26 protein-coding genes and 1 tRNA gene are annotated in these 24,871 nt (G+C 38.1%); 21 read left to right on the plus strand and 6 right to left on the minus strand.

The window, feature by feature from the left end; translation table 11 throughout:
• Positions 1 to 10: 10 nt before the first annotated feature.
• From IGJ99_RS04405 to ileS, 6 genes are all read left to right on the plus strand, one after another.
• A complete protein-coding gene (locus IGJ99_RS04405; RefSeq protein WP_010735976.1) occupies positions 11 to 697 on the plus strand; it encodes a YggS family pyridoxal phosphate-dependent enzyme in 687 nt (228 codons plus the stop codon).
• Positions 697 to 1,296, plus strand: coding sequence for a cell division protein SepF (locus IGJ99_RS04410; RefSeq protein ID WP_023519355.1), 600 nt, complete (start codon positions 697 to 699; stop codon positions 1,294 to 1,296). The genes IGJ99_RS04405 and IGJ99_RS04410 overlap by 1 nt, the downstream gene beginning before the upstream one ends.
• Before the next feature lie 30 nt (positions 1,297 to 1,326).
• Complete coding sequence (locus IGJ99_RS04415) at positions 1,327 to 1,596, plus strand: YggT family protein (RefSeq protein ID WP_010735974.1); 270 nt, start codon at positions 1,327 to 1,329, stop codon at positions 1,594 to 1,596.
• Between the two features lie 33 nt (positions 1,597 to 1,629).
• The gene (locus IGJ99_RS04420; protein WP_034689841.1) at positions 1,630 to 2,412 is read left to right on the plus strand and encodes an RNA-binding protein; all 783 of its coding nucleotides are present in this window, start codon (positions 1,630 to 1,632) and stop codon (positions 2,410 to 2,412) included.
• Positions 2,413 to 2,432: 20 nt separating this feature from the next.
• Positions 2,433 to 3,140, plus strand: a complete 708-nt coding sequence (locus IGJ99_RS04425) for a DivIVA domain-containing protein (protein ID WP_010735972.1) — start codon at positions 2,433 to 2,435, stop codon at positions 3,138 to 3,140.
• Between the two features lie 244 nt (positions 3,141 to 3,384).
• Positions 3,385 to 6,177, plus strand: coding sequence for an isoleucine--tRNA ligase (ileS, locus tag IGJ99_RS04430; RefSeq protein ID WP_096081432.1), 2,793 nt, complete (start codon positions 3,385 to 3,387; stop codon positions 6,175 to 6,177).
• Between the two features lie 91 nt (positions 6,178 to 6,268).
• On the opposite strand, the gene zwf is transcribed toward ileS, so the two are convergent.
• From zwf to IGJ99_RS04445, 3 genes are all read right to left on the minus strand, one after another.
• The gene (zwf, locus tag IGJ99_RS04435; protein ID WP_194179777.1) at positions 6,269 to 7,792 is read right to left on the minus strand and encodes a glucose-6-phosphate dehydrogenase; all 1,524 of its coding nucleotides are present in this window, start codon (positions 7,790 to 7,792) and stop codon (positions 6,269 to 6,271) included.
• A 14-nt stretch (positions 7,793 to 7,806) separates the two neighbouring features.
• The gene (locus IGJ99_RS04440) at positions 7,807 to 8,454 is read right to left on the minus strand and encodes a metal-dependent transcriptional regulator (protein ID WP_010735969.1); all 648 of its coding nucleotides are present in this window, start codon (positions 8,452 to 8,454) and stop codon (positions 7,807 to 7,809) included.
• Between the two features lie 379 nt (positions 8,455 to 8,833).
• Positions 8,834 to 9,178, minus strand: coding sequence for a DUF4828 domain-containing protein (locus IGJ99_RS04445; protein WP_010735968.1), 345 nt, complete (start codon positions 9,176 to 9,178; stop codon positions 8,834 to 8,836).
• A gap of 173 nt (positions 9,179 to 9,351) precedes the next feature.
• Between IGJ99_RS04445 and sfsA the strand changes: the two genes are divergently transcribed.
• From sfsA to IGJ99_RS04505, 12 genes are all read left to right on the plus strand, one after another.
• Positions 9,352 to 10,080, plus strand: coding sequence for a DNA/RNA nuclease SfsA (gene sfsA / locus IGJ99_RS04450; protein WP_224434603.1), 729 nt, complete (start codon positions 9,352 to 9,354; stop codon positions 10,078 to 10,080).
• A 15-nt stretch (positions 10,081 to 10,095) separates the two neighbouring features.
• Positions 10,096 to 11,109 carry a Gfo/Idh/MocA family protein gene (locus IGJ99_RS04455; protein ID WP_010735966.1) on the plus strand — a complete coding sequence of 338 codons (1,014 nt, stop codon included), beginning with the start codon at positions 10,096 to 10,098 and terminating at the stop codon, positions 11,107 to 11,109.
• Positions 11,109 to 12,386 (plus strand): DEAD/DEAH box helicase, encoded by a 1,278-nt coding sequence (locus IGJ99_RS04460; protein ID WP_010735965.1) that lies wholly within the window; start codon positions 11,109 to 11,111, stop codon positions 12,384 to 12,386. The genes IGJ99_RS04455 and IGJ99_RS04460 overlap by 1 nt, the downstream gene beginning before the upstream one ends.
• Before the next feature lie 62 nt (positions 12,387 to 12,448).
• On the plus strand, positions 12,449 to 15,151 hold the full coding sequence (locus IGJ99_RS04465; RefSeq protein ID WP_371740637.1) for a sigma 54-interacting transcriptional regulator: 2,703 nt from the start codon (positions 12,449 to 12,451) through the stop codon (positions 15,149 to 15,151).
• 151 nt (positions 15,152 to 15,302) lie between these two features.
• Positions 15,303 to 15,620 (plus strand): PTS sugar transporter subunit IIB, encoded by a 318-nt coding sequence (locus tag IGJ99_RS04470; protein ID WP_010735963.1) that lies wholly within the window; start codon positions 15,303 to 15,305, stop codon positions 15,618 to 15,620.
• Between the two features lie 26 nt (positions 15,621 to 15,646).
• Positions 15,647 to 15,967 carry a PTS lactose/cellobiose transporter subunit IIA gene (locus tag IGJ99_RS04475; RefSeq protein WP_010735962.1) on the plus strand — a complete coding sequence of 107 codons (321 nt, stop codon included), beginning with the start codon at positions 15,647 to 15,649 and terminating at the stop codon, positions 15,965 to 15,967.
• Between the two features lie 109 nt (positions 15,968 to 16,076).
• Entirely contained in the window at positions 16,077 to 17,537 is a 1,461-nt protein-coding gene (locus IGJ99_RS04480; protein ID WP_010735961.1) for a PTS sugar transporter subunit IIC, read from the plus strand.
• A gap of 108 nt (positions 17,538 to 17,645) precedes the next feature.
• Positions 17,646 to 17,867, plus strand: a complete 222-nt coding sequence (locus tag IGJ99_RS04485; protein ID WP_010735960.1) for a hypothetical protein — start codon at positions 17,646 to 17,648, stop codon at positions 17,865 to 17,867.
• A gap of 23 nt (positions 17,868 to 17,890) precedes the next feature.
• Positions 17,891 to 18,073, plus strand: coding sequence for a DUF3188 domain-containing protein (locus IGJ99_RS04490; protein WP_010735959.1), 183 nt, complete (start codon positions 17,891 to 17,893; stop codon positions 18,071 to 18,073).
• Complete coding sequence (locus IGJ99_RS04495) at positions 18,073 to 18,486, plus strand: DUF3284 domain-containing protein (protein ID WP_010735958.1); 414 nt, start codon at positions 18,073 to 18,075, stop codon at positions 18,484 to 18,486. Before IGJ99_RS04490 ends, IGJ99_RS04495 begins: the two co-directional genes overlap by 1 nt.
• A gap of 260 nt (positions 18,487 to 18,746) precedes the next feature.
• A complete protein-coding gene (locus tag IGJ99_RS04500; protein WP_023519360.1) occupies positions 18,747 to 19,925 on the plus strand; it encodes a GNAT family N-acetyltransferase in 1,179 nt (392 codons plus the stop codon).
• A gap of 34 nt (positions 19,926 to 19,959) precedes the next feature.
• Positions 19,960 to 20,238 (plus strand): zinc ribbon domain-containing protein, encoded by a 279-nt coding sequence (locus IGJ99_RS04505; RefSeq protein WP_096081434.1) that lies wholly within the window; start codon positions 19,960 to 19,962, stop codon positions 20,236 to 20,238.
• 291 nt (positions 20,239 to 20,529) lie between these two features.
• Here IGJ99_RS04505 and IGJ99_RS04510 read toward each other — a convergent pair.
• Positions 20,530 to 20,603: transfer RNA gene (locus tag IGJ99_RS04510), tRNA-Arg, on the minus strand.
• Positions 20,604 to 20,725: 122 nt separating this feature from the next.
• Between IGJ99_RS04510 and IGJ99_RS04515 the strand changes: the two genes are divergently transcribed.
• Entirely contained in the window at positions 20,726 to 20,890 is a 165-nt protein-coding gene (locus IGJ99_RS04515; protein WP_010735955.1) for a hypothetical protein, read from the plus strand.
• A gap of 60 nt (positions 20,891 to 20,950) precedes the next feature.
• Here the strand turns inward: IGJ99_RS04515 and IGJ99_RS04520 are convergent, their stop codons facing one another.
• The gene (locus IGJ99_RS04520; RefSeq protein WP_224434605.1) at positions 20,951 to 22,183 is read right to left on the minus strand and encodes an aminopeptidase; all 1,233 of its coding nucleotides are present in this window, start codon (positions 22,181 to 22,183) and stop codon (positions 20,951 to 20,953) included.
• Positions 22,184 to 22,443: 260 nt separating this feature from the next.
• On the opposite strand from IGJ99_RS04520, the gene IGJ99_RS04525 reads away from it, so the two are divergent.
• Positions 22,444 to 23,013 carry a TetR/AcrR family transcriptional regulator gene (locus IGJ99_RS04525; RefSeq protein WP_010735953.1) on the plus strand — a complete coding sequence of 190 codons (570 nt, stop codon included), beginning with the start codon at positions 22,444 to 22,446 and terminating at the stop codon, positions 23,011 to 23,013.
• 113 nt (positions 23,014 to 23,126) lie between these two features.
• Here the strand turns inward: IGJ99_RS04525 and IGJ99_RS04530 are convergent, their stop codons facing one another.
• Complete coding sequence (locus IGJ99_RS04530; protein ID WP_010735952.1) at positions 23,127 to 23,570, minus strand: flavodoxin; 444 nt, start codon at positions 23,568 to 23,570, stop codon at positions 23,127 to 23,129.
• A 162-nt stretch (positions 23,571 to 23,732) separates the two neighbouring features.
• On the opposite strand from IGJ99_RS04530, the gene map reads away from it, so the two are divergent.
• Positions 23,733 to 24,497 (plus strand): type I methionyl aminopeptidase, encoded by a 765-nt coding sequence (map, locus tag IGJ99_RS04535; protein WP_019722607.1) that lies wholly within the window; start codon positions 23,733 to 23,735, stop codon positions 24,495 to 24,497.
• Positions 24,498 to 24,871 lie beyond the last annotated feature (374 nt).

Consider the following 24,871-nt stretch of genomic DNA (forward strand, 5'->3'; position numbering starts at 1 on the left):
GGAAGAGCACATGATTGCTGACAACTTGCAGAATATCAAGCAAGACATTCAGGATTCGTGTGCTCTTGTTCATCGTGACCCGAAAGAAGTGACATTAGTAGCTGTTACAAAATCTGTAGAGTCACTCCAAGCTGAAGAATTAATCAATGCTGGAGTCACACATTGTGCAGAAAATCGTGTCGATAAATTGTTGCAAAAAAAACAAGATTTGCTTAAATATTCTGAAGTGAAGTGGCATTTAATTGGTAATTTACAACGCAGAAAGGTAAAATTGATTGTAAATGAAATTGATTACTTTCATGCGTTAGACAGTTTGAAATTAGCAGAAGAAATCCAAAAAAGATTAGAAAAACAGCTAGCTTGTTTTGTAGAAGTCAATGTGTCTGGTGAAGTATCGAAACACGGTATCTCACCAGCGGAGCTTCTACCTTTCTTAGAATCTTTAGCAGCCTATCCAAATATACAGGTAGTGGGACTTATGACTATGGCACCGAAGGACGCTTCTGCTGAACAAATTCATAAAGTATTTGAAACGCTGAGAGAATTGCGTGATCTTGCCCAATCAAAACAATACACACATGCACCATGTACCGAACTGAGCATGGGGATGAGCCAAGATTTTCAACTTGCAATTGAAGAAGGAGCTACATTTATCCGTGTAGGAACAGCGCTATTCAAAGACGAGGAGGAAGAATAATGTCACTTTTAAACAGGGGAGCAATTGCTAATTTTTTCGGATTAGCGGATGAAGAAGAGTACGAATACGAAGATTATCCTGAACAACAACAGGTTGCCAAGCAACCAACTAAATCAAACACACAGTATCAACAACATTCTCCAGCTGTTTCACAGCCGATTGAAAAAAAACAACGTCCAGCGACGACATCTCGTCCGGTTGGTCTTGAGAATGCGCCGATGAACGAAACAAAAAAAGTCATTGAATTACATCAAACTTCTACAAAAAATACGCAAAAAGACCAACGACAAACGAGACCATCTGTTCAACCTAACACACAGGTAGCAGGAAAAATCACAGTGATGGAACCTCGTGCCTACTCTGAAGCGATGACGATTGCTAAAAGGATCATTGCGGGAGAAGCAACATTAGTCAATTTTCGATTAGTAGAAGAAAAGCAGGCTCGACGTATCGTGGATTTCCTAACAGGGACAGTCTATGCGTTAGACGGCGATATCAAACGAGTAGGTGATGAGATTTTCCTTTGCACACCTGCTGGTCTGGAAATCGATAGTTCAACGGCTCAATCTTTCGCAGATGGCAGTATGTTTGATCTGTAAAGAGGAGGAGTAAACATTTATATTCTTTTTATGTTACTTAATTTAATTTCACGTGCTGCATACTTTTACAGCATGATTCTAGTAGTTTATGCGTTACTATCTTGGTTTCCTGGAGGGTACCAATCTAGTCTTGGACGTATATTAGCAAAGATTTGTGAACCATATATCAGCCTATTTGATCGTTTGCCGTTAAGATTTGGACCAATTGATTTTACGATCTTAGCATCGATTTTGATTTTGAATCTTGCCGTACAAGGATTGCAGCATATCGTTTTATGGATGATTACGTTCGCTATTTAGCGTAGAATAAAGAGGGAGATAGGAGGGGATCAAGTGGATGCGAATGTATATCAACATTTCCGAGTAGATGAACGTTCTTTTATCGACTCTGTCGGAGATTGGATTGAACAGGTCCAGAGTCAGTATGCACCATATCTGACAGAATTTCTTGATCCGAGACAGTGCTACATCTTAGAGACCCTGATACGTCAAAATAGTGACTTGCGTTTTCAGTTATATGGTGGGTATGAGCAAGCGGAACGGAAAAGATGCTTGATTTTCCCAGACTATTATGAGCCTGTTGATGAAGATTTTGAAATGTCATTATATGAAGTCCATTATCCCAGTAAATTTGCCAGTTTAAGCCATGGGAAGATCCTAGGTACATTAGTTGGTACAGGGATAAAACGTTCATATTTTGGTGATATTATTTCAGATGATGAACGATGGCAAGTTTTCATTGCAAATGAAGTCGACCACTTTGTCGTTAATCAAGTGACTAAGATCGGAAAAGTAGCTGTACGCTTAGAGGAAATCAAGTATACAGATATGGTCTTGCCAAAAGATAGCTGGATGCAAGAAAGAGGAACGGTCACTTCACTTAGACTGGACACTGTGATATCGGAAATCTATAATATATCCAGACAACGTTCGAAGCAACTGATCGAAGCAGGTAAAGTAAAAGTCAATTGGACAGAAAATACAAAACCGGACTTTCTACTTGAGTTATTGGACATTGTTTCGATCAGAGGGTATGGTAGAATACAGATCCAAGACCTTGAGGGGAAAACGAAAAAAGACAAGTGCAGGGTGTTGTTTGGTGTATTACGTAAATAAAACAAGAAGGTGGTTTACTCATGGCTTTAACTCCATTAGATATTCAAAATAAAACATTCCCAACAAAAATGCGGGGATACAATCAAGACGAAGTAGATGATTTCTTAGATTTAGTCGTTCGTGATTACGAAGAAGTAACACAAAGAAATCGTGAATTAGAAAAAGCAGTAAAGCATTCGGAAGAAAAACTTGAGTACTTCAATGAATTGAAAGATGCGTTGAATCAATCGATCATTGTGGCACAAGATACAGCTGACAAAGTAAAAACAAGTGCAAGCAAAGAATCAGAAGTGATTGTTACTTCTGCACAAAACAAAGCGGACGAAATGGTCGCAAATGCTGAAAAACGTGCGCACCAATTAACTACAGATGCTGAAGAAAAAGCACGTCGTATCTTGACAGATGCGACTGAAAAAGCAAGACAATTAGCGACAGAAACAGAGGACTTGAAGAAGAAAACTCGTGTATTCCATCAACGAATCAGCTTGATGTTGGAATCTCAACTTGAACAAGTAAAAAGTCCAGAATGGGATGAGATCCTACAACCATTTTCTAGTTATGTAACAGATAGCCATGAAGTAATCAAAGAAGTTTTGGCAAAACAGCTTGACAATGAAAATGAAAGTGATGTACACTCTGAAACAGGAGTATACGAGTCTCCAGTGACTGCTTTTGATACGCAAGCAATCGATCTTTCGATCATTCCTGGAGAATACGAAGAAGAGTAGAACAGAAAAGCATTTTGACATTCTTAAAGCGAGCCAATGACAGTGTGAGATTGGTAAGACCCTGCAAAGTGAAAGATCCTCTACTTGATTTATTTCTGAACACTAGTAAGAAATAGCGGTTGACCTCGTTATCGGTCTTTGAGAGTTACGATCGTAACTAAATTTGGGTGGTACCACGGCATGTTCGTCCCTAGGATGAGCATGCTTTTTTGCGTTCTGTAAACTATAGTTAAGGAGTGTTTGTATGAAAATGAAAGAAACCTTACAACTAGGAAAAACAAGTTTTCCTATGCGTGGGAATTTGCCAAACCGTGAAGGTGAATGGCAAAAAGAATGGGAAGAAAATCAAATCTATCAACAAAGACAAGCGTTGAATGAAGGCAAACCAAGCTTCATTCTTCATGATGGGCCTCCGTATGCAAACGGAAATATCCATTTAGGGCATTCTTTAAATAAAATTAGTAAAGATATCATCATCCGTTCAAAATCAATGTCTGGTTTTCGTGCGCCGTACGTTCCCGGTTGGGATACGCATGGCTTACCGATTGAGCAAGTGTTGACGAACAAAGGGATCAAAAGAAAAGAAATGACGATGGCTGAATATTTGGAAAAGTGTCGTGAATACGCCCTTTCACAAGTAGACAAACAGCGAGAAGACTTTAAACGTCTAGGTGTTGCTGGTGATTGGGAAAATCCTTATGTCACTTTAGATCCTTCCTATGAAGCTGCACAGATCCGTGTGTTTGGTAAAATGGCTGAAAAAGGATATATCTATAAAGGATTAAAACCAATTTACTGGTCACCATCTAGTGAATCCTCATTAGCTGAAGCTGAAATTGAATATAAAGATGTCAAATCTCCTTCAATCTACGTCGCCTTCACTGTGAAAGATGGCAAAGGTCTTTTGGAAGAAGATACTGCTTTCGTTATTTGGACAACTACACCATGGACATTGCCAGCTAACCAAGGGATTGCTGTAAATCCAACATTTACGTATGTCTTAGTAGAAGCTGATGGTCGCAAATTTGTCGTTGCCAAAGATTTGATGGAAACGGTACAACAAGCAATTGGCTGGGAAGCAGTCCAAGTCTTAAAAGAATTTGCAGGACAAGAGATGGAATACATGACAGCGACACATCCATTCTATGATCGTGAATCTTTAGTGATATTAGGAGATCATGTGACGCTGGATGCCGGTACTGGATTAGTTCACACTGCACCTGGACACGGGGAAGATGACTATATTGCAGGAAATCGTTACAAATTACCTGTTGTTTCTCCCGTTGATTCTAAAGGTGTATTTACTGATGAAGCTCCTGGATTCGAAGGAATCTTTTATGACAAAGCAAATCCAATGATCACGGATCTATTAAAAGAAAAAGGTGCCTTGTTGAAATTGGATTTCTTCACCCATAGTTACCCACATGACTGGCGTACTAAAAAACCTGTCATTTATCGTGCAACACCACAATGGTTTGCTTCAATCAATGATTTCCGCCAAAACATTCTTGATGAAGTGGAAAAAGTTGATTGGATCATTCCATGGGGAAAAACACGTCTTTACAATATGGTACGTGATCGCGGCGATTGGGTCATCTCACGCCAACGTGCTTGGGGCGTCCCACTACCAATCTTTTATGCTGAAAATGGTGAAGCAATCATTACACCTGAGACGATTGAACATGTCGCTGAATTATTTGCGGCCCATGGCTCAATCATTTGGTTTGAAAAAGAAGCGAAGGACTTACTACCTGAAGGCTTTACGCATCCAGGATCACCAAATGGCGAATTTACTAAAGAAACAGATATCATGGACGTATGGTTTGATTCAGGTTCTTCTCATGAAGCAGTTTTACGTCAACGCCCTGAGTTATCTTTCCCAGCAGATATGTACCTTGAAGGCTCCGATCAATACCGTGGTTGGTTCAACTCAAGTATCACAACAAGTGTCGCGATCAATGGTGTTGCGCCATACAAAGCAGTTCTATCACAAGGGTTCACGTTAGATGGAGAAGGTCGAAAAATGAGTAAATCATTAGGCAATACGATCGTTCCAGATAAAGTGATCAAACAATTTGGTGCGGATATTCTACGTCTATGGGTATCTAGTGTGGACTACGAAGCAGATGTTCGTGTGTCTATGGATATTTTAGGTCAAGTTGCTGAAGTTTATCGAAAAATCCGAAATACGATGCGTTTCCTATTAGCAAATACGGATGATTTTGACCCTAAGAAAGATGCAGTAGCGTATGAAGATCGTCGTTCAGTTGATAAATATATGACAGTTCGTTTAAATCAAGTCATCAAAGAAATCCGTGAAGAAGGATATGATAAGTATAACTTTATGCAAATCTATCGCACAGTGATGAATTTCTTAACAGTTGATCTTTCTTCTTTCTATCTTGATTTTGCAAAAGATGTTGTTTATATTGAAGCAGAAAATGATCATCAACGTCGTTGTATGCAAACTGTTTTTTATGAAACAGCTGTTTCATTAACAAAATTACTGACACCGATCATTCCTCACACAACAGAGGAAATCTGGTCCTTCTTAAAAGAAGAGGAAGCTTATGTTCAATTAAGTGAGTTACCAGGATATGTTGAATATCCTAACCAAGATGAGTTATTAGATACATGGGCGGCCTTCATGGATTTCCGTGATAAAGTCTTAAAAGCACTAGAAGAAGCAAGAAATAGTAAATTGATCGGAAAATCATTAGAAGCAAAATTAACGATCTATCCAAATCAACAGGTGAATCAATTATTGACAGCAGTTGCTGCTGACATTCCTCAATTATTGATCGTCTCACCAGACTACTTTACGGTTATGCCAGAAAACATTGAAGCGCCTGAAAATGCTTTAGTCTTTGATGATGTAGCGATTTTAGTCGAAAAAGCAGAAGGTGAAACATGTGATCGTTGCCGTCAAATCCGTAAAGATGTTGGAACTGATGAAAAATTACCACACTTATGCGGACGTTGCGCACAGCTTGTTGAAGAATTCTATCCAGAAGCAGTCGCAGAAGGTTTTGAATAGAAGTTAGTAAAAAACAACCAAACACATCTTGTGTTTGGTTGTTTTTATTACATCAAAGAGTATTTTTAAGCGAATAGCAAATGATTGGTCACTAATCCAATTTACCACGTTCACGGTACCAATGATCTGGTTGCCAGATCCATTCGAACCCGTCTTTTTCTAAAAGCTCGAATGCTGCTTCAGGACCCATAGAACCAGCTTTATAATTCGGGAAATCTGGTTGTACTTGATCCCAAACTTGGCGGATCACGTCAACGATATGCCAAGATTGTGCGACTTCTTCCCAATGAGAGAAGTTGGTGCTATCACCGTTCAACGCATCTAACATAAGCTTTTCATACGCTTCAGGACTATTTTCGACCATTTCAGCACTATTGCGATATTCCAGTTTGATTGGATCGGTGGCGAAGCCTTGACCAACTTTTTTTCCATTTAATGTAAATGAAAAACCTTCTGTTGGTTGAATATAGATAGTCAAAACATTTGGTGGTAACGTTGGATCACTACAAGGTTCGTCGATCGATGTTTTAAATACATTGACAGGTACTTGTTTAAAGACAATATTGATTCGTGTACCTTTTTCAGTAAGACGTTTCCCAGTACGTACATAAAACGGTACGCCAGACCAACGGAAATTATCGATCGTGAATTTTCCAGCAACAAATGTTTCAGTTGTTGATTCTGGATCAACGTTGTCTTCTTCACGATAGCCTTTGAATGTCTGATCATCTAGTTGACCTGCAGCATATTGCCCACGTACAAAATTTTCTAAGACTTCTTTTTTTTCATAAATACGAATCGCTTTTAACGCTTTGATTTTTTCTGATCGGATTTCTTTTTCGGAAAAGGCAACGGGGGGTTCCATCGCAAGTAATGCTAATACTTGAAGGATATGATTTTGGACCATATCTTTTAACGCACCACTGTGGTCATAGTAGCCGCCACGATCTTCAACACCTAAACTCTCACCAAAAGTGATTTGGATGTTGTCAATGTAACGATTGTTCCATTGAGACTCAAAAATATTATTGGCAAAGCGAATCGCAGAGATATTTTGGATCATTTCTTTACCTAAATAATGGTCAATACGGAAAATATCGTCTTCTGGAAAGACTTGTCGAATTTTTTCATTCAATTCAAAGGCTGAATGGAAATCAGAACCAAAAGGTTTTTCGATAATCAATCGATTGAAGCCAGTTTCAGTGATGATTTTCTGAGATTTCAAATGTGAAACGATCGTACCGAAAAATTGTGGAGCCATGGCTAAATAGTACATTCGATTACCATTCAAGTGGTATTTTTCATCTAAACGATCAGATAATTCTTTTAATGTTTGGTAATGAGAAGAATCATTGACATCATGAGATTGGTAATAAAAATGGCTAGCAAATCGTTCGGCTTCTTCGGCAGAAGGATTTAATGTTTCGATTGTTCCTTTAACCACTTCACGATAGTGTTCATCACTCCAAGGACGACGTGCTGTACCGATCACAGCAAAATGTTCGCTCAAGTTGCCCTTTTTGTATAAACGAAAAAGGGAAGGATACAATTTACGTTGTGCTAAATCTCCTGTACCGCCAAATATAGTAAATAATACGTTTTTTTCATTCATTATTTGGGTAATCTCCTTTACAGTTTATCAACAAAAATTGTGCTGGCGGCTTTAAAGCTGACAGGAATTTTTTTAGTTTTATTTTGGATGGTGATTGGTCCTTCATAGGCCGCTACATCAGTGATTTCATAAGTTTCATCAATATTGACATCGATTGTGACTAAATAGTCTAATAATTCCTTTTCATCAAGGACACGAGCAATCCGAATTTTGGTACCGACTGGGTAGGATTCCAGTGTTTGACGACGCTCTTCATGGACAACCTGTTCCTTTTTAGGGATAATGCCTCCATGTGGGCAATGTTTAGGATGATTTAAATAACTTTCTAAATGATCCGCAAGCTGTTCAGAAGTCACATGCTCAAGGACCTCAGCATCGTCATGAACCTCATTCCAGTTGTAATCTAAATGTTCGACTAAAAAAACTTCCCATAATCGATGTTTACGTATCAGGCTACTTGCTTTTATCAGTCCGCTATCAGTCAATTGTACACCTTGGTAAGGAGAGTGTTCGACTAGTTTTTCTTTAACGAGTTTAGAAATCATTTCGCTTACTGAAGCAGGTGACACTGCTAGGCTAGAAACGATTTGTTTATTATTGACTTTTGTTGTGTCACCGCCTAATTCCAGAATGATTTTTAAATAATCTTCTCGGTTTGGTGTCATATGCGATCATCCTTTCATGGTAAGAAACCATCACTTGTAAGTGTAACAAAAAAAACACAAATTGACTATTTTATGAGAAAAAAATAGGACGGAAATGTCGGTTTTTTTATTTTTCGTATTCCATCGTTTGTCCATCTTTCTAAGTAGTTATTTGAGATGTGTAGTGATCAAATAGCCGCTAATTGAAAAGTACTTTGCTCTTATCATAGCATAATTTGTTCGATCGTTGTGACCTAGAGGAAATTGCATGGATGAAACTTGTAAAACGAGACAAAGGGTTTAGAAAACAGCAATTTTCTAAACCCTTTGTCTCGTTTTTATAAAAAAGAAGTACGTTAATGAAGTGATTGGCAGTGTATCATCTACTAAGCTAGGATAATCATGATTTTTTTGATAATAAATAAGCGGAATCATTTGCTTCATCGTACAATAACATGTCGTTGTAAGAAAACGTTAGGTAAAAGCCATACTGATCTCTAACTATCAATTTTTCGGAGGTAACTTCGACTAATAGTGTTCCTAAAGAACGGTCATCAAGCCAAAAAGAATAATCAGAATGGATGGTCAGTTCATGGTGTGTTTGGCTGGTATCCGTAAATGACCAAGTTCCACAGTATTTATTCAAATGATCGACCTGTGCTTCTTTCTTTTTATGATCGAGTACTTTTTTTCCAGCAAGTGTTGCGATACCGGCAAGTAGGATATAGATGATTCTTTTTTTCATTTTTTTCCACTCCTTTGTCTTCATTTATGATAAAAGCATATTTTGCTTATTGTTCCTTTTCTTATAGTTTACTAAAGAAAGTGCATGATTTCTCTAAGACTTTCGACTGGTTTTTCAAGTGTTTTTAGTAAAAATATGGTAGGATACAGTAGTAGGGAGACAGGTGATGACTATTGGACTACCAAGATGTTGAAATTGCTTACTTCATTGAACGACCAAATCGCTTTATTGCTTTTTGTTTGAACAAAAAAGGAGAAGTAGTCAAAACTCATGTTAAGAATACAGGTAGAGGCAAAGAGTTGTTGCTTCCTGGTGCAGAGGTGGCGTTAGTACACATTCCTGGAACAAAACGTAAAACTGCCTATGATCTAATTGCTGTAAAAAAAGAGCAGCAGTGGTTCAATATCGATAGTCAGTTACCAAACCGATTAGCGATTGATGGAATTTTAGATGGGACGATCCACTTACCAAATTTAAATGGTGATATTGAGTTCTACAAACGTGAAGTGACCTTTGGAAAGTCTAAATTCGATATTTATTTAGAAACAAGTTGTGGTCAAAAAGCATTTGTAGAAGTCAAAGGGATGACCTTGGAAAACAAAGCAATAGGTGCTTTTCCCGATGCACCGACCATTCGTGGACTTAAACACGTCAATGAATTGATCCGCGCGCATCAAGAAGGCTATGAGACCTATATTCTTTTTATTGTACAATTTGAACACTTGCATCAAGCAACGATCCATGAACAGATGCAACCAGAATTAGCCACTGCTTTTCGTTTTGCTCAACAAGCAGGTGTTCAAGTAATCGTATATAATTGTCAAGTAACAGAAAAACAAGTGGTATTGAAACAAGCAATCCCATTTGACCTAAATACAGTTTTTGAAGATCCTAATTTATAGAAAGAAGGCGTAAAGATGATCCATTTAGGTATAATCGGCACAAATTGGATTACCCATCAATTTGTTCAAGCAGCATTAGCGACACGTAAGTATGAATTAACAGCTGTTTATTCAAGACATTTAGAAAAAGCGCAACAATTTGGCGCAGAATATGAAGGCGATATCGCATTCGCAACAGATTTAACTGTTTTTTTTGAGTTAGAACACATGGATACGGTCTATATTGCTTCGCCAAATAGTTTGCATTTTCAGCATGCGAAGCAAGCAATTTTGGCAGGGAAAAATGTGATTGTAGAAAAACCGGCATTTAGTACACCAAAAGAAATGGAAGAGATCATTCATTTGGCAAACCAAGAGAAAGTCTTTTTCTTTGAAGCCGCGCGAAATATCCATGAAGCTGGGTTTAAAAAAATTGCAGAATTTTTACCTTTGAAAGATGAGATCATTGGCGCAAATTTCAGCTATATGAAATATTCTTCTCGTTATGATCAAGTATTAGATGGGGAAGAACCGAATATTTTCTCTCCGCGTTTTTCAGGTGGAGCAATGATGGATCTCGGCGTTTACCTTGTCTACGCAGCTGTAGGTTGGTTTGGCAAGCCGCAAGAAGTCCATTATTTCCCTAGAAAAATAGCTACAGGTGTTGATGGATTAGGTTGGGGGATCTTGCGCTATGCTACTTTTGATGTAGCAATCCAACCGGGCAAAATTGGTGATTCATATCTACCTTCCGAGATTTATTTTGATAGTGGAACAGTGATCATGAATGGCGTCAATGCAATTGAGCAAGCAGAGTACCATGATCGTAACCACGAACAAATTGAAAAATTAGAGATCGTAGCTTCTGAAAATCCAATGAGTGAAGAGGCAGAAGATTTTGCGAATGTGATCATGAACCCTAAAGATCCACAATGGGGATTACAGTATGAAGAATGGGTCGAACTTGCACGAAACGTGAATCAAGTCGTTTATGATTTGCGAATCAGTGGTGGGATCGAATTCGATGCAGATAAAGAGGGAACTGAGTAATGACTGATTTTGTAAAACATTTTCCAACTAATTGGCAAAATAAATGGGAAGAAAAAGGGTTCACTGTCCCATCGTTTATCCAACAAGAAGTATTCACTGACTTAAAAGAAGGTAAAAGCTTGATTGCTGTTTCTCCAACCGGTTCAGGTAAGACCTTAGCTTATCTATGGCCTTTACTATTGAATGTGAAAAAAGGAGAGGCAAGTACCCTATTGATCCTTGCTTCTTCGCAAGAATTGGCGATCCAAGTTGCTGAGGTCACCCGTGAATGGGCAAAAGATTTAGCAATCTCTGTCCAATCTGTTGTGGGCGGTGCAAATGTCAAACGCCAAATCGAAGGACTAAAAAAGAAACCGGAAGTATTGGTAGGCACACCAGGTCGTGTATTGGAGTTGATGAAACAAAAAAAAATAAAGGCTCATCAAATCCAAACAATCGTATTTGACGAGGCAGATCAACTTTTTGATGAAGGAAATCGACCATTTATTGATCAAATCATTCATCAAGCGCCAACCGACTACCAATTAGCTTTCTTTTCAGCAACAGCCGATCGTTCCATCCAGCAAATCGAATCATTGACAAAACAATCGCTGAAAGTGGTCGACGTTACTAAAATGGATGATTCAAGGAAAGGACTTAGTCACTATTTTATCCGTGTTCCTGCTCGAAAAACAGAGGACTATCTAAGACGATTAGCCCATGTGGAAGGTTTCCAAGGTCTTGTTTTTTTCAACCAGTTGAGTGAGTTAGGCATGATGGAAGAAAAAATGAGTTATCGAGGAATCCGCGTGGCGAGTTTAGCATCTGACCAAAACAAGCTGTTACGAAAAGCGGCATTGAATCAATTCAAAGAAGGCAAAATCAGCATGTTGTTATCAACGGATGTAGCTGCTCGTGGGCTAGATATCGCGGAACTGCCTTATGTTGTCAATGTCGACGTTCCAATGACAGAAGAAACATATTTGCATCGTGCTGGTAGAACTGGTCGAATGGGGCAAGAAGGACAAGTCATCACCTTTGTGAATGAACATACACTAAGAGACTTAAAAAAAATGGCTCGACAAACAGAAACAGAACTCACTGAATTATTTATTTATGGGGGAGGCTTACAGACAGAAGCCCCTGAAAAAGCCCCAACAAAAATGCTCCCAAAAAAGAAAGAATTAGGAAAAAAAGAAGCAAGTGAAACAGTTACAAAAAAAGTTGCTTCTTCTCCTAAAACAAAACACAAAAACAAGCATAAAAAAGATAAAAATAAAGGAGCAAGGCGCAAATAAGCGCCTTTTTGTGTTATTATATTGAAAATGGAAACAGGTCGTTTGGTTAAAGGAGAGTTATCATGAACGAAAGACAGGAAGAAATCTTGGATTTACTTACGGAAAATCATAAAGGATTGACAGCAACGGATGTTGCGAAGCAATTAGAGATTGATCGTAGTAATGCAAGTCGTTATCTAAGTGATTTATATAAAGCGCATTACATCGTGAAAAGCACTGGCAGACCTGTAGTTTATTCTATGCCTCCCAAAAAAACAGCTTCAGATAAAGTTCATGTGGACGCTTCTACACAAGTCACTTTTGAAACCCTAGTAGGGGAGAATGAATCATTAAAAGTAAGTATCCAACAGGCTAAAGCAGCGATTTTATATCCGCCAAGAGGATTGCATACGATTATTTTTGGGGAGACAGGAACAGGGAAATCGATGTTTGCTGAATGTATGTACCATTTTGCAATCGATTCGGAAATGCTTTCTCCAGATGCCCCATTTATTTCATTTAATTGTGCAGATTATGCGCAAAACCCACAGTTGTTGTTTGGACATATCTTCGGAATAAAAAAAGGTGCTTATACAGGTGCAACACAAGATAGCCAAGGTTTGATGGCTAAAGCAGATGGGGGGATCTTATTTTTAGATGAGATCCATCGCTTACCTCCAGAAGGGCAAGAGATGCTCTTCACGTTTATCGACAAAGGCGTTTATCGCCCATTAGGGGAGAGCGCACAAGTCCATGAGGCGTCTGTTCAGATCATCGGAGCAACGACAGAATCATCTGAAAGTTTTTTGACGACATTTAACCGCAGGATACCGATGGCAATCACTTTGCCAAATCTGGCCTCTCGTTCATTAGATGAGCGGTATGAAATCATTTCCTTGTTTATCAAGCAAGAAGCGAATCGTTTGAATCAGCGGATCGATATTGAAAAAGAAGCGATTTTAGCTTTTATGTTATACGACGCAGAGGGAAATATCGGGCAAGTGAAACGTGACCTGAAATTAGTCTGTGCTAAGTCATTCCTTCATTATCGTATGCACCAAGAAGAAAAATTAGTCATTCGAAAAGAAGAGTTATCCCTGCAAGTCCAAAAAGGATTATTACGAATCAAAGAAGTCCCTGAACGATTAGATCGCTTCATGGATAGTAAGAGTCAATATTTGACATTTGAGCCAGGATTCGCTGATGTGGTTTGGTCTCGGGACCCAGAAAGAAACATGCAAGTGTACAATGATATTGAAGAAAAGGTGATGTCACTTTCTGAAACGGGTGGCGAAAATATTGATCTTGAGGCGTTGATCTCGAAAGATGTCGATGCCTATTTTCAAACGTATGTAAAAGAATTGACGAAAAGTACGATCCCTAAAGATTTACTTCCAGAAGACATCTGGCGTTTGACAAATGAGCTATACGATGTTGCTGAGAAACGACTAGACCGAATCTATAACCAAAAAGCACGCTTTGCCTTTGCCTTACATTTGCAAAGTACATTGGATCGTGTGAAAGATGGACATATGATCGTTCATCCAGACTTGAATAATATACGAAAGAAGTTCAAAAAAGAATTTCAAGTTGCAATCGATTTGTCTACGATCATTGAAGAAGATCAACAAGTAGAGATACCATTTGATGAAATTGGCTTTATCAGTATGTTTTTATCGATCAACCTCGGAGAAAGTGAACCAGTCAAAGAAAATAAAGTCGACGTGTTAGTCTTGATGCACGGGCGACAAACCGCTTCAAGTATGTTGGAGATGGCGCAAGCTTTACTCGGAACAACGATCGGTCAAGCGTTCAATATGCCATTAGAGATGGAAGTTCAATCCATGTACGAAGAAGTATTGAAATATGTAAAGAATCGTCAAAGCAATTTAACAAATGGGTTGATTTTACTGACTGATATGGGTTCACTGAATACATTCAGCGATTTGATCTATGAAGAGACGGGGATACGTACAAAAGCAATTACGATGACCAGTACCATGATCGTCATCGAAGCAATCCGGATGGCAAATGTTGGTAGAAGCTTAGAAGATATCTACCAAAGTATCCAAATGTCTTTTGAATCGATTGTCAAAGATCAATTTAAAATCGAAAAGCAGGAAATGAACGAACGGAAAAAAGCAGTGATCGTGACTTGTTTTACTGGAGAAGGGGTGGCAGCAAAACTGTATCAACGAATTGTGCCCGTTATCAATCAGGATAAAGTTGAAGTGATCCAAATGCAGTTTTTGGAACGTGAATCATTTAAACGCCACATTGATGCGTTATTGGAAGAATATGAGATCAAGGCGATTGCCGGAACTGTTGAGGTAGATTATCAAAATATCCCATTCTTCTCTGCCTATGACGTATTCGATGATGAAAAACTCAATACATTGAAACGCATCGCAGATGACGAAGTTCCGACAGCGAAAATTGTTGATTCATTAAAAGACTCATTGAATGCGATATCATCTGTTGAGCGTTTGATTCAAGCTTTGCAAAAAGCGGTCCAACAAATCCAAACAGACTTATCGATCATCGTTGAACCAGGTGTGGATACGGGTATCGTGATCCATGTTGCTTTTTTGATTGATGGTCTAATCAAACATGAAAAATTGCGTACATTTGATGATTTCCCCATTTTTGCAAAAATGTATCGCTTAGAAATGGATATTGTTCGAACGAATTTGATCGGGATCGAACGTAAATATGGTGTGAAAATCCCAGAACATGAAATTGCTTTTATCACACAAATGTTTATAGAAAATAAAATAAAAAAATGATTGAAATTACACAGTGTACACACTAACGATTAGTGTGTACACTGTGTTTGCTTGATTAGTGTTGTGAAAACGCTATTTTACCTATTTAGTGTTTGGCATGCTTCTTGCATTATAGTTATAGTGTAAAACCAAATTTAAAGGAGTGGAAAAAATGGAGAAAAAAACAATCATGTTAGTATGTTCTGCAGGAATGAGTACAAGTTTATTAGTAACAAAAATGCAAAAAGCAGCAGAAGAAAAAGGAATGGAAGCAGATATCTTTGCGGTTTCAGCTTCAGATGCTGACAATAACCTTGAATCAAAAAATGTAGATGTTCTATTATTAGGTCCACAAGTTCGCTTTATGAAAGCACAATTTGAACAAAAATTAGCGCCAAAAGGAATTCCATTGGATGTTATCAATATGCAAGATTATGGCATGATGAACGGTGCAAAAGTACTTGAACAAGCTGAAAAATTAATGAAATAATCAATCGTGAAGCTGGAGGTAGAATAGTGGAAGATCAACAAAATCTAGAAGCCATCATGGGATTGATCATGTATGGTGGAAATGCAAAAAGCGATGCAATGGAAGCGATTTCTGCGGCGAAAAAAGGAGATTTTGATTTAGCGGAGCAAAAAATCCGCGATGCTGAAGCCTCTCTGGTAGAAGCGCATCATTCACAAACTCAAATGCTCACGCAAGAAGCACAAGGAAATCATATGCAAGTAACGCTGTTGACTGTGCATAGTCAAGATCACTTGATGACATCGATCGCATTTACAGACCTTGCAAAAGAAATCATTGATTTATATCGTAGAACTTACGTTGAATAACCATAACACTTCTTTTTTGAACGGAAGAAGAAAAAAATTTTTGAACGGATTTTTTTAATTTGGTATAAGGAGTTATTCTTTATATAAAAACTTATAGGAGGAAGTAATAATGAATGGATTAACAAGTTGGATGGAAAAATACATCCTTCCAGTTGCCGGAAGAATCGGCGCGCAAAAGCACTTAGTGGCATTGCGTGACGCTTTTATCGGTACGATGCCTGCAACAATGGCTGGATCAGTAGCTGTAATGATCAACGCAATTATTCGTGATTTACCACAGCAATTTATTAGTACGTATGCTGACAGCTTAGCAGCAGACAAAGGTTTTTTTGCTGTATTGAATGTGATCATCGGCATCAATGGGTTCGTTTGGAATGGTACCTTAGCGATCGCCGGACTGATCTTTGCCTTTTCATGGGGATATAATTTAGCCCGTGCATATGGCGTGAATGATTTAGCAGGAGGGATCGTTGGTTTAGCAACACTGATCCAAGGAATCGCTTTTGGCCCGTCATTATCAGCTGCATTGAATGTCAATGTTCCACAAAATGTGGCAGATGCGATTAATGGCTCGGAAATTGGGGCAACGATTGCTGATGGCACTCTATCAGTTGGTTTGTGGGGATGGTTGAAATTAGATCATTTAAACGGTAACGCCTACTTTACAGTAATGATCATGGGTGCAATCTCTGTTATCATTTTCTGTAAATTGATGCTTGCTAATATCACGATCAAAATGCCTGACTCAGTACCACCCGCAGTTTCTAAAGCATTTGCAGCAATCCTACCAGCAACGATTTCATTATATGTCATCGCTATCATTAATTATGTTGTTGGACGTGTGGCAGATGGTCAACTGATCATTGATTTAGTACAAAAATATATTGCAGAACCTTTCTTAGGCTTATCACAAGGTATTGGTGCTGTATTAATCGTTACGATCTTCGTTCAGATTTTCTGGTTCTTTGGTATCCATGGTCCGAACGTATTAGCACCAGTATTAGAAGGTATTTGGGGTCAAGCACAATTGATCAACATCGATATCTTCCAAAAAGGTTACAATGGCAAAACAGGAACACCTGCAGTATTAGATGCGATTGAAGATGGTAAAGCTTACATGTGGGTACGTGGCTCATTTGATGCGTTTGCATGGTTTGGTGGATCAGGTGGAACAATCGTTCTATTGATCGCTATCTTACTATTATCAAAACGTGCAGACTACTTGACTGTAGCAAAACTTTCGATTGGACCTGGTATCTTCAATATCAATGAACCAGTGATGTTTGGTTTACCAATCGTCTTGAATGCGATCATGTTTATCCCATTCTTGGTTGCGCCGGTTGTTGCAACAACAATTGGTTGGGTAGCTACTTATCTAGGATTAGTCGCACCGGTATCCCAACAAGTGACTTGGGTCGTCCCACCGTTCTTGCTATCGTTCCTTGCAACAGGGGCAGACTGGCGGGCGCCGATTGTCACATTAGTATGTATGGTTGTGACCTTCCTGATCTGGGCACCATTTGTGATGTCAGCAAATAAAATGGATCCAGCAGCAGGAGAACCTAAATAATCAGTTGAAGTAGGGGCTATGGGCGATGACGATCCGTCAAATCCCTAGCCCTCGCTCCATTCGAGTGAAACTAAAAGTAATCAATAAAAAAAGAAAAGAGGAGAACAAATGATTTCAATCGCTAGTGCTATGCAACAAGATGCAATCAAAGAATTATTAGAAGGATACAACGAAGAAGGCATGACCTTTACATTCAAAGAAAAACAAGGAATCAAATTATTCTTTGAAACAAGTGCAGAAGATAAAGAAGCAGCTGCCAAAACAGCAAAAGAATTGATCAAAGCTCAACCATGGGGCACGGTATTATATTTCCAAGCAGCAGCAGTCTAAGAAACAAGATAAGGGTGGTTCAAATGATAAAAAATGGATTGTTTTTGTGTAGTATTGGTTCACTGATCATACTATATAGTTTAAATCCGGGAACACAACAATATGACATTTATAGTATGGTCACTGGGTTGTTTTTTGCAGGACTAGGGATTTACTTCTTTTTAAAAGGTAAGAAAAAAGAAGAAGCAAAGGAGAAAAAGAACTAATGGAAATAATTAAAACACTAAACATTCCGGCATCGTTTTTCTATGATAAAGTGATGGATTCTGTTCTTTTTGATGTCCGCAAAGCCACTGGGAAATCAGTGACACGCAAACAATTAAAGAATCTTGAATACGTCAAACAATTCTCTCAAAATAATCGTGCACGCATTATCATTGAGGAAGTCATTGATAACCAATCTTATAAATTTCGTACCTCAACGACTAAAAATGATTTTGTCGTTCATTATCAAATCAAACCAATTGATGAAAAATCGTGTGAAGTCCACTATACAGAACAAATGGAATCACACGGTATGTTGCAGAAAATGAATGATATGATCTTAGGAACGATGTTGATGTATTTTAAAAAGAGACGTTTTAAAAAGATGCTAGGGATGATTGAAGAATCCTATTAAAAGAGGATGGTAAATCAAATCGTCCATCCAAGAGGATAACTAATGATCAAAATAAGAATAAGTTGTGGAAACAACGTTTGGATCAAAAAAATGAAGCGCTAAAAACCAAAATCGTTTGTTCTATTTTGGCTTTTTAGCGCTATTTTTTGTAAATCATTTTTTGAGAGATACTACTTTGTGAAAGTAATGAAGGTCCGCTTGCTATTATAAAGAAAATAATAGTACAATTGGTATAGATATTTAAAGGGAGAAGGGAAAGTATGACGAATGTTATAAAAGAATTAGGGAACCAAGCGCTAGAAGAAATGTACGCTTTAGCAACCTATGCTTTTAATTCACAAGATACAGACGAACGACGTGAACGATTTAAAATGATTGTTGAGAATTCATGGAACTACGGCTTTTTAGATCCAGAGGGCCATTTGACAAGTCAAGTAATGGCCACACCTTTTTCAGTGGATTTCTATGGAAAAAATTACTTGATGGCTGGGATTGGATACGTTGCTTCCTATCCTGAAGCGCGAGGACAGGGCGGTATCAATCGGATCATGGAAAAAATCCTTGAAGACTGTCGAGAAAGAAATGTCACGCTGTCTTATCTAGCACCATTTTCTTATCCTTTTTATCGTCGCTATGGCTACGAACAATTATTTGATCGAATCAGCTATGAGTTGGCGAGCCGTGATATGCCAGCTGTAAAGAAAACAACTGGTTATATGAAACGGACAAGTTTTGAAGAATCAGTGGATGCCATACGATCCATTTATACAAATATGCCGGAGAGTACGCGAGGCGGTTTGGTCCGAGAAGAATGGTGGTATTCCTACAAGTTTAAACAACGAAAAGAGAATCAATATGCACTGTATTACGACCGTGAGGGGAATGCTACAGGCTATGTCGTTTATAAATTAGCCGCCCCTACATTTATCATCGTCGAAATGGGTTATCTGAATCATGAAGCATTGAAAGGATTGATGCGTTTCATTGGTTCGCATAGTGGCGCATTTGATTCGTTTGAGTATACATGTGGTTTTTCTGGCTACAGTAAAAATTATTTATTGGATAATCCATTTGCTAAAACCACGATCACGCCTTATATGATGGGGAGAATCGTAGATGTTGAGAAATTTATGCAGACTTATCCATTCCGACATGCAATCAACTTTTCTATCCATGTGACAGAAGATCCGTATGCAAAATGGAACGAAGGATTTTTTGATATTTCTTATGTCAATGGAGTACTTGAAGTAAAGAAAGTCCAACAGACAGAATTACCTGTGGTCAGTGGAACGATTCAAAGCTTGACACAATTATTGTTAGGATATCAAACAGTTGAAGAGCTTGATTTCCATGAAAAAATCAAAGTAGAAGGCGCATTGGTGGCTGAACTTAGTCAATCACTGCCTAATCAACAACCAATTCTCAATGATTATTTCTGAGTAAAGACAATCAGATGATAGGAGGAACATAGAAATGGAAGCAATGACGAATTGTCAAAGTTGTGGAATGCCACTTGATTCAGTTGAGATTTTAGGGACAAACAAAAACAATAGCAAGAGTGAAGAATATTGCATTTACTGCTACAAAGATGGCGCATTTTTAACTGATTGTACAATGGATGAAATGATTGAAGAGAGTGTCCAGCACATGAATGAATCAGGCATGCTGAAAGAACAAGGCAAGACAAAGGAAGAAGCACGTGAATTCATGCATCAATTTTTCCCAGATTTAAAAAGGTGGAAACATCAATAAAGTTTATTCCAATAGCAAAAAATGGATGCTACCTCATTATCGAATAAAATGACTTCACATAATGTATTTGGTAATAAGTAAAAAATGGAATTTTATTTTTGTCGCTATTTTTTAAAAAGCAGAAATATAATAGGGGATTGTGACTTGAGGGATCTCATGATTATTAAAACTGAATAAACAGTGTCCATAAGAAATAAGCCCGTCTCCCAAAATACAAGAACAAATTTCTGGGGAGCGGGCTTATTTCTCGGAGCTGAACATCACTATCACAAACTCATGATAAGTTTAAGACGTTCCTGACTGGAATCGAACCAGCGACCTATCGCTTAGGAGGCGATCGCTCTATCCTACTGAGCTACAGGAACAAGCATCAATACTATTATTTTAGCGCTTTGAAGGAATACATGCAAGCTGATTTTTAGAGCAAAACGTTTCCAATAAAGGAATCCTGAGTGGTAGAATGAGGGTGATAAAGGGGGTTTTGATTATGTCTGATAAGCCAAAAGAAGAAGTAATTGCAGAACGTTTAGATGAAGCAAAAAGAGAACGTGAAGAAATTACGAAAGAGGCAATCCAAAAACACGAAGAAGAAAAACCTGTAGAAAAAGAAAGTCGCAAATTTACGTTTACTAAAAAAGAAGATTTATTATAAACATATCTATGGAAAAACAAAAAAAGTTCTGGGATTTCCAGATCTTTTTTTGTTTTATTATTACGCCCAGTCGCCATTTCTGAAGATCGGTACGCGTGAGCCATCTTCGCGGATACCATCAATATCCATTTTATCTGAACCAACCATGAAATCCACATGCGTCTGGCTTCGATTCAAGCCTGCAGCTGCCAATTCTTCATCGGTCATTTCTGTTCCACCTTGCACACTAAACGCATAGGCTGAACCAAGTGCTAAATGGTTTGAAGCATTTTCGTCGAATAATGTGTTATAGAAAATGATACCAGATTGTGAAATCGGTGAAGGATCAGGAACTAGAGCAACTTCGCCTAAACGACGTGCACCTTCATCGGTATCTAGTAGTTTTGCCAAGACTTCTTGTCCTTGTTCCGCTGAAAAATCAACGACTTTACCGTCTTTAAATGTAAATTTCATTCCAATAATGGTCGTTCCTGCATAACTTAAAGGTTTCGTACTTGAGATATACCCATCCACGCGATGACTATCAGGTGCGGTGAAGACTTCTTCTGTTGGCATGTTTGCCATGAATTTTTCATCACGAGCATTATAGCTTCCAGCGCCTTCCCACAAGTGATTTTTCGGCAAGCCAATTACGATATCTGTCCCTGGGGCAGTATAATGTAAAGCTGTAAATTGTTCTTTGTTCAATTCTTCTGCTTTTGTCGCTAGTTTTTCATCGTGATTTTTCCAAGCAATTACAGGATCAGATTCATAAATGCGAGTCGTTTTGAAAATCTCATCCCATAATGCGTCGACTTGTTCTTCCCCTGGTAGATCAGGGAATACTTTTGCTGCCCACTGTTTCCCAGCAGCTGCGACAACTGTCCAACTTACTTTATTTGATTGTGTCGCTTTTCTTAGATTCATCAATGCTTTTCCAACTGCTGATTGATAAGTGGCTACACGATCATTGTCAACTCCTGCGAATGCATCTGGATCAGAAGAAACAACGCTGATTCTGCTCGCACCTTTTTCAATCCAATCATCTGCTTGATCGATTTTATATTGTGGAACTGTAGAGATTCGATCATCTGCAGCGTGAGTCAAGAATTCTTTTTGAATGATATCATCTGTCCATTGAACGATCACCTCATCTGCACCTAATTGGTAAGCCTCTTTCGTGATCAATCGGGCTAATTCCGCTTGCTCTACATTGATTTGTAAGACTACTGTGTGCCCTTTCGATACATTGACCCCTGTTTCTGCAATTAAACGGGCGTATTTTTTTAAATTAACATTAAAATCAGCTAACATAATTAAATTCCTCCTCATCGTATTTTTTGTAATTACTCATTGTATGATAACATTTTATTAGAAGTGAAACAAATAAACATCTGATAAAATAATCATTTGTTTTTAATTAGAAAACACAAAAAAGCGTTGATATCCGAGTATAATGACAGAAAAATTTGTAAAAAATAAAAAAACAAGTTTTGCTTATTGAAAAAAAATGGTACAATAGTATTAATCAATGGTGGAAGCGTTATAAAAAATTTCAAGGAGATTAGAAAATTATGGCAAGAAAAAAAACGATAACAAAGGAGCAGATTTTGGCAGCCGCCTATGAAGTTGCTGCCAATGAAGGATTTTCAAAATTCACTGCGAGAAACATTGCAAATAAAATGAACTGTTCTACTCAACCAATCTATCTAGAGTTTAAAAATATGGATGATTTGAAACACGCGCTATTTGAGCAAATCTACGATTATCTAAAATACGAAGTCTTTCCTGTAGAACATACCGGCAATACGATTGTCGATCTAGCGTTGAATTACATCCATTTCGCAAATCGTGAAAAGAAATTATATAGCTCACTTTACTTGGAAGAGTATGGCGGCGGAAGAGAGATGCAAAATTTCTCCTATAATTACTTTATGGACGTAGTGAAAGAAGATCCAAAATACATGGACTTGTCAGATGATAAACTAGTCTCGCTTCACAATGGGACTTGGATCATTGCAACAGGTATCGCAGCTTTGATGTCATCGAATATCATCCATCCGACGGATACACAAATCGAGAAGATGATCCAAGACAGCATCAATGCCATTTTAAGCTTAAAAGATCCGATTGAAGTAGACTGATCTGCTTATTTGAAAAATTGATCGACCCCATTTGATAGTAATGCCTTGATTTACAAAACGTAATGCTTCTAAATAAAAAGAAGGATGTGGTAAACACATCCTTCTTTTTGTGATTAAGATAACATGGATACAAGAGATTTTGCGAACGCTTCAAGATTTTCAATATCTTCTTCCTCAGCGTTTAAATCAACTTTCACGCTTTCGGCACCTTTAACAGCACCAGTTTTTGCAAAGGCAGCATCAAAATCGTCCACTGACTTACAAAACTCATCATAGAAAGTATCTCCAGAGCCACACACACCGTAGATTTTTCCAGGTAATTCAAGTTCTTGTAAATCTTCATAAAAATCAACGATTTCGTCCGGTAGATCACCGTCATCGTATGTATAAGTAGCAACTACGCAAATATCTGCTTCTTGAAAGTCTTCTGCATCTACTTGTGTGCATTCATTGATTTCAACATCGATATCCATATTTTCCAGAGCCTCTGCAACAATATCGGCGATTTCTTCCGTGTTACCAGTCATACTTGCATAAACGATTTTTGCTAAAGCCATAAGGCGCCTCCTAAATTTTAATGAATAGCATTTCAACAACTACCAATTATACCAAAAGTTTGAGAAAAAGGAAGCAAGATTTATAAAGGTACTATGGGATTTGGCTAAATACTTCCTACTATGTTAAAATAAAAAGGATTTGTAAAAAGGAGACGAGAATAGATGATAACATTAAAATCAGCACGTGAGATCGAAGCAATGGCAGAGTCTGGTGCATTATTAGCAGATGTCCATAAAAATCTGCGAGACTTCATTAAACCAGGAGTAACTAGTTGGGATATCGAAGTATTTGTACGTAATTATATCGAAAGTCATGGCGGAGTCGCTGCCCAAATTGGATTTGAAGGATATGAATATGCGACGTGTATCAGTATCAATGATGAGATCTGTCATGGTTTTCCTCGGAAAAAACCACTTAAAAGTGGCGACTTAGTGAAAGTGGATATGTGTATTGACTTAAAAGGCGGAATCTCTGATTCTTGCTGGGCATATGTGGTGGGTGAATCCACACCTGAAATTGATCGATTGATGGAAGTGACAAAAAAAGCACTATATATCGGCATTGAGCAAGCGCAAGTTGGTAATCGTATTGGGGATATTGGTCATGCGATCCAAACGTACGTCGAAGGAGAAAATCTAGGAATCGTACGAGACTTTGTTGGACATGGAGTAGGACCAACGATCCATGAAGAACCAACTATTCCTCACTATGGTGAACCAGGTAAAGGATTACGTTTAAAAGAAGGTATGGTCATTACGATCGAGCCAATGGTCAATACAGGAACATGGAAAATGAAAATGGACCCAAATGGTTGGACAGCTTATACCAGAGATGGTGGATTATCTTGCCAATATGAACACACATTGGCTATCACCAAAGATGGTCCAAGAATCTTGACTTCTCAAGGTGAAGAAGGAACTTATTAAGTTCTTCTTTCAACGAACAGTTTGCAAACTGTTTAATTAAATGGAGAAAGTTGTGGATGACCTTCTTCTTCAAATAATGGATAAAAGTTGTAGGAAAGCTAGTAACTAAGATAGTAGGGTGGCAATTGGAAAAATATATCTATTATTTTCTGGTTTGCCACCCTTTTCCTCAGTGTTATTAGCTTTTTTTACAACCTAGATAAACGGTGTTCGAAAAGCTGACCTTCAACATTAAGCTAAAAAATCAAAAAATATGGGGAGCTATTTTCTGATTTTCTATCTTACTGCTCAGGTCAAAGCGCTTTTCTCACAACCTATGATAAACGGTGTTCGAAAGCCAGCTCCTTCCATATTAAGGCAAAATTTGAAAAAAT

It is taken from the genome of Enterococcus sp. AZ095b (assembly GCF_051714725.1).
In the GTDB taxonomy this organism is placed as follows: Bacteria; Bacillota; Bacilli; order Lactobacillales; family Enterococcaceae; genus Enterococcus_B; species Enterococcus_B pernyi.

Excerpts from the sequence above, each read along its gene's own strand:
- IGJ99_RS04405 (WP_010735976.1), top strand. The coding sequence starts at position 11 with ATGATTGCTGACAACTTGCAGAATATCAAGCAAGACATTCAGGATTCG.
- IGJ99_RS04410 (WP_023519355.1), top strand. The coding sequence starts at position 697 with ATGTCACTTTTAAACAGGGGAGCAATTGCTAATTTTTTCGGATTAGCG.
- IGJ99_RS04415 (WP_010735974.1), top strand. The coding sequence starts at position 1,327 with ATGTTACTTAATTTAATTTCACGTGCTGCATACTTTTACAGCATGATT.
- IGJ99_RS04425 (WP_010735972.1), top strand. The coding sequence starts at position 2,433 with ATGGCTTTAACTCCATTAGATATTCAAAATAAAACATTCCCAACAAAA.
- ileS (WP_096081432.1), top strand. The coding sequence starts at position 3,385 with ATGAAAATGAAAGAAACCTTACAACTAGGAAAAACAAGTTTTCCTATG.
- IGJ99_RS04440 (WP_010735969.1), bottom strand. The coding sequence starts at position 8,454 with ATGACACCAAACCGAGAAGATTATTTAAAAATCATTCTGGAATTAGGC.
- IGJ99_RS04445 (WP_010735968.1), bottom strand. The coding sequence starts at position 9,178 with ATGAAAAAAAGAATCATCTATATCCTACTTGCCGGTATCGCAACACTT.
- IGJ99_RS04455 (WP_010735966.1), top strand. The coding sequence starts at position 10,096 with ATGATCCATTTAGGTATAATCGGCACAAATTGGATTACCCATCAATTT.
- IGJ99_RS04460 (WP_010735965.1), top strand. The coding sequence starts at position 11,109 with ATGACTGATTTTGTAAAACATTTTCCAACTAATTGGCAAAATAAATGG.
- IGJ99_RS04465 (WP_371740637.1), top strand. The coding sequence starts at position 12,449 with ATGAACGAAAGACAGGAAGAAATCTTGGATTTACTTACGGAAAATCAT.
- IGJ99_RS04470 (WP_010735963.1), top strand. The coding sequence starts at position 15,303 with ATGGAGAAAAAAACAATCATGTTAGTATGTTCTGCAGGAATGAGTACA.
- IGJ99_RS04480 (WP_010735961.1), top strand. The coding sequence starts at position 16,077 with ATGAATGGATTAACAAGTTGGATGGAAAAATACATCCTTCCAGTTGCC.
- IGJ99_RS04485 (WP_010735960.1), top strand. The coding sequence starts at position 17,646 with ATGATTTCAATCGCTAGTGCTATGCAACAAGATGCAATCAAAGAATTA.
- IGJ99_RS04490 (WP_010735959.1), top strand. The coding sequence starts at position 17,891 with ATGATAAAAAATGGATTGTTTTTGTGTAGTATTGGTTCACTGATCATA.
- IGJ99_RS04495 (WP_010735958.1), top strand. The coding sequence starts at position 18,073 with ATGGAAATAATTAAAACACTAAACATTCCGGCATCGTTTTTCTATGAT.
- IGJ99_RS04500 (WP_023519360.1), top strand. The coding sequence starts at position 18,747 with ATGACGAATGTTATAAAAGAATTAGGGAACCAAGCGCTAGAAGAAATG.
- IGJ99_RS04505 (WP_096081434.1), top strand. The coding sequence starts at position 19,960 with ATGGAAGCAATGACGAATTGTCAAAGTTGTGGAATGCCACTTGATTCA.
- IGJ99_RS04515 (WP_010735955.1), top strand. The coding sequence starts at position 20,726 with ATGTCTGATAAGCCAAAAGAAGAAGTAATTGCAGAACGTTTAGATGAA.
- IGJ99_RS04520 (WP_224434605.1), bottom strand. The coding sequence starts at position 22,183 with ATGTTAGCTGATTTTAATGTTAATTTAAAAAAATACGCCCGTTTAATT.
- IGJ99_RS04525 (WP_010735953.1), top strand. The coding sequence starts at position 22,444 with ATGGCAAGAAAAAAAACGATAACAAAGGAGCAGATTTTGGCAGCCGCC.
- IGJ99_RS04530 (WP_010735952.1), bottom strand. The coding sequence starts at position 23,570 with ATGGCTTTAGCAAAAATCGTTTATGCAAGTATGACTGGTAACACGGAA.
- map (WP_019722607.1), top strand. The coding sequence starts at position 23,733 with ATGATAACATTAAAATCAGCACGTGAGATCGAAGCAATGGCAGAGTCT.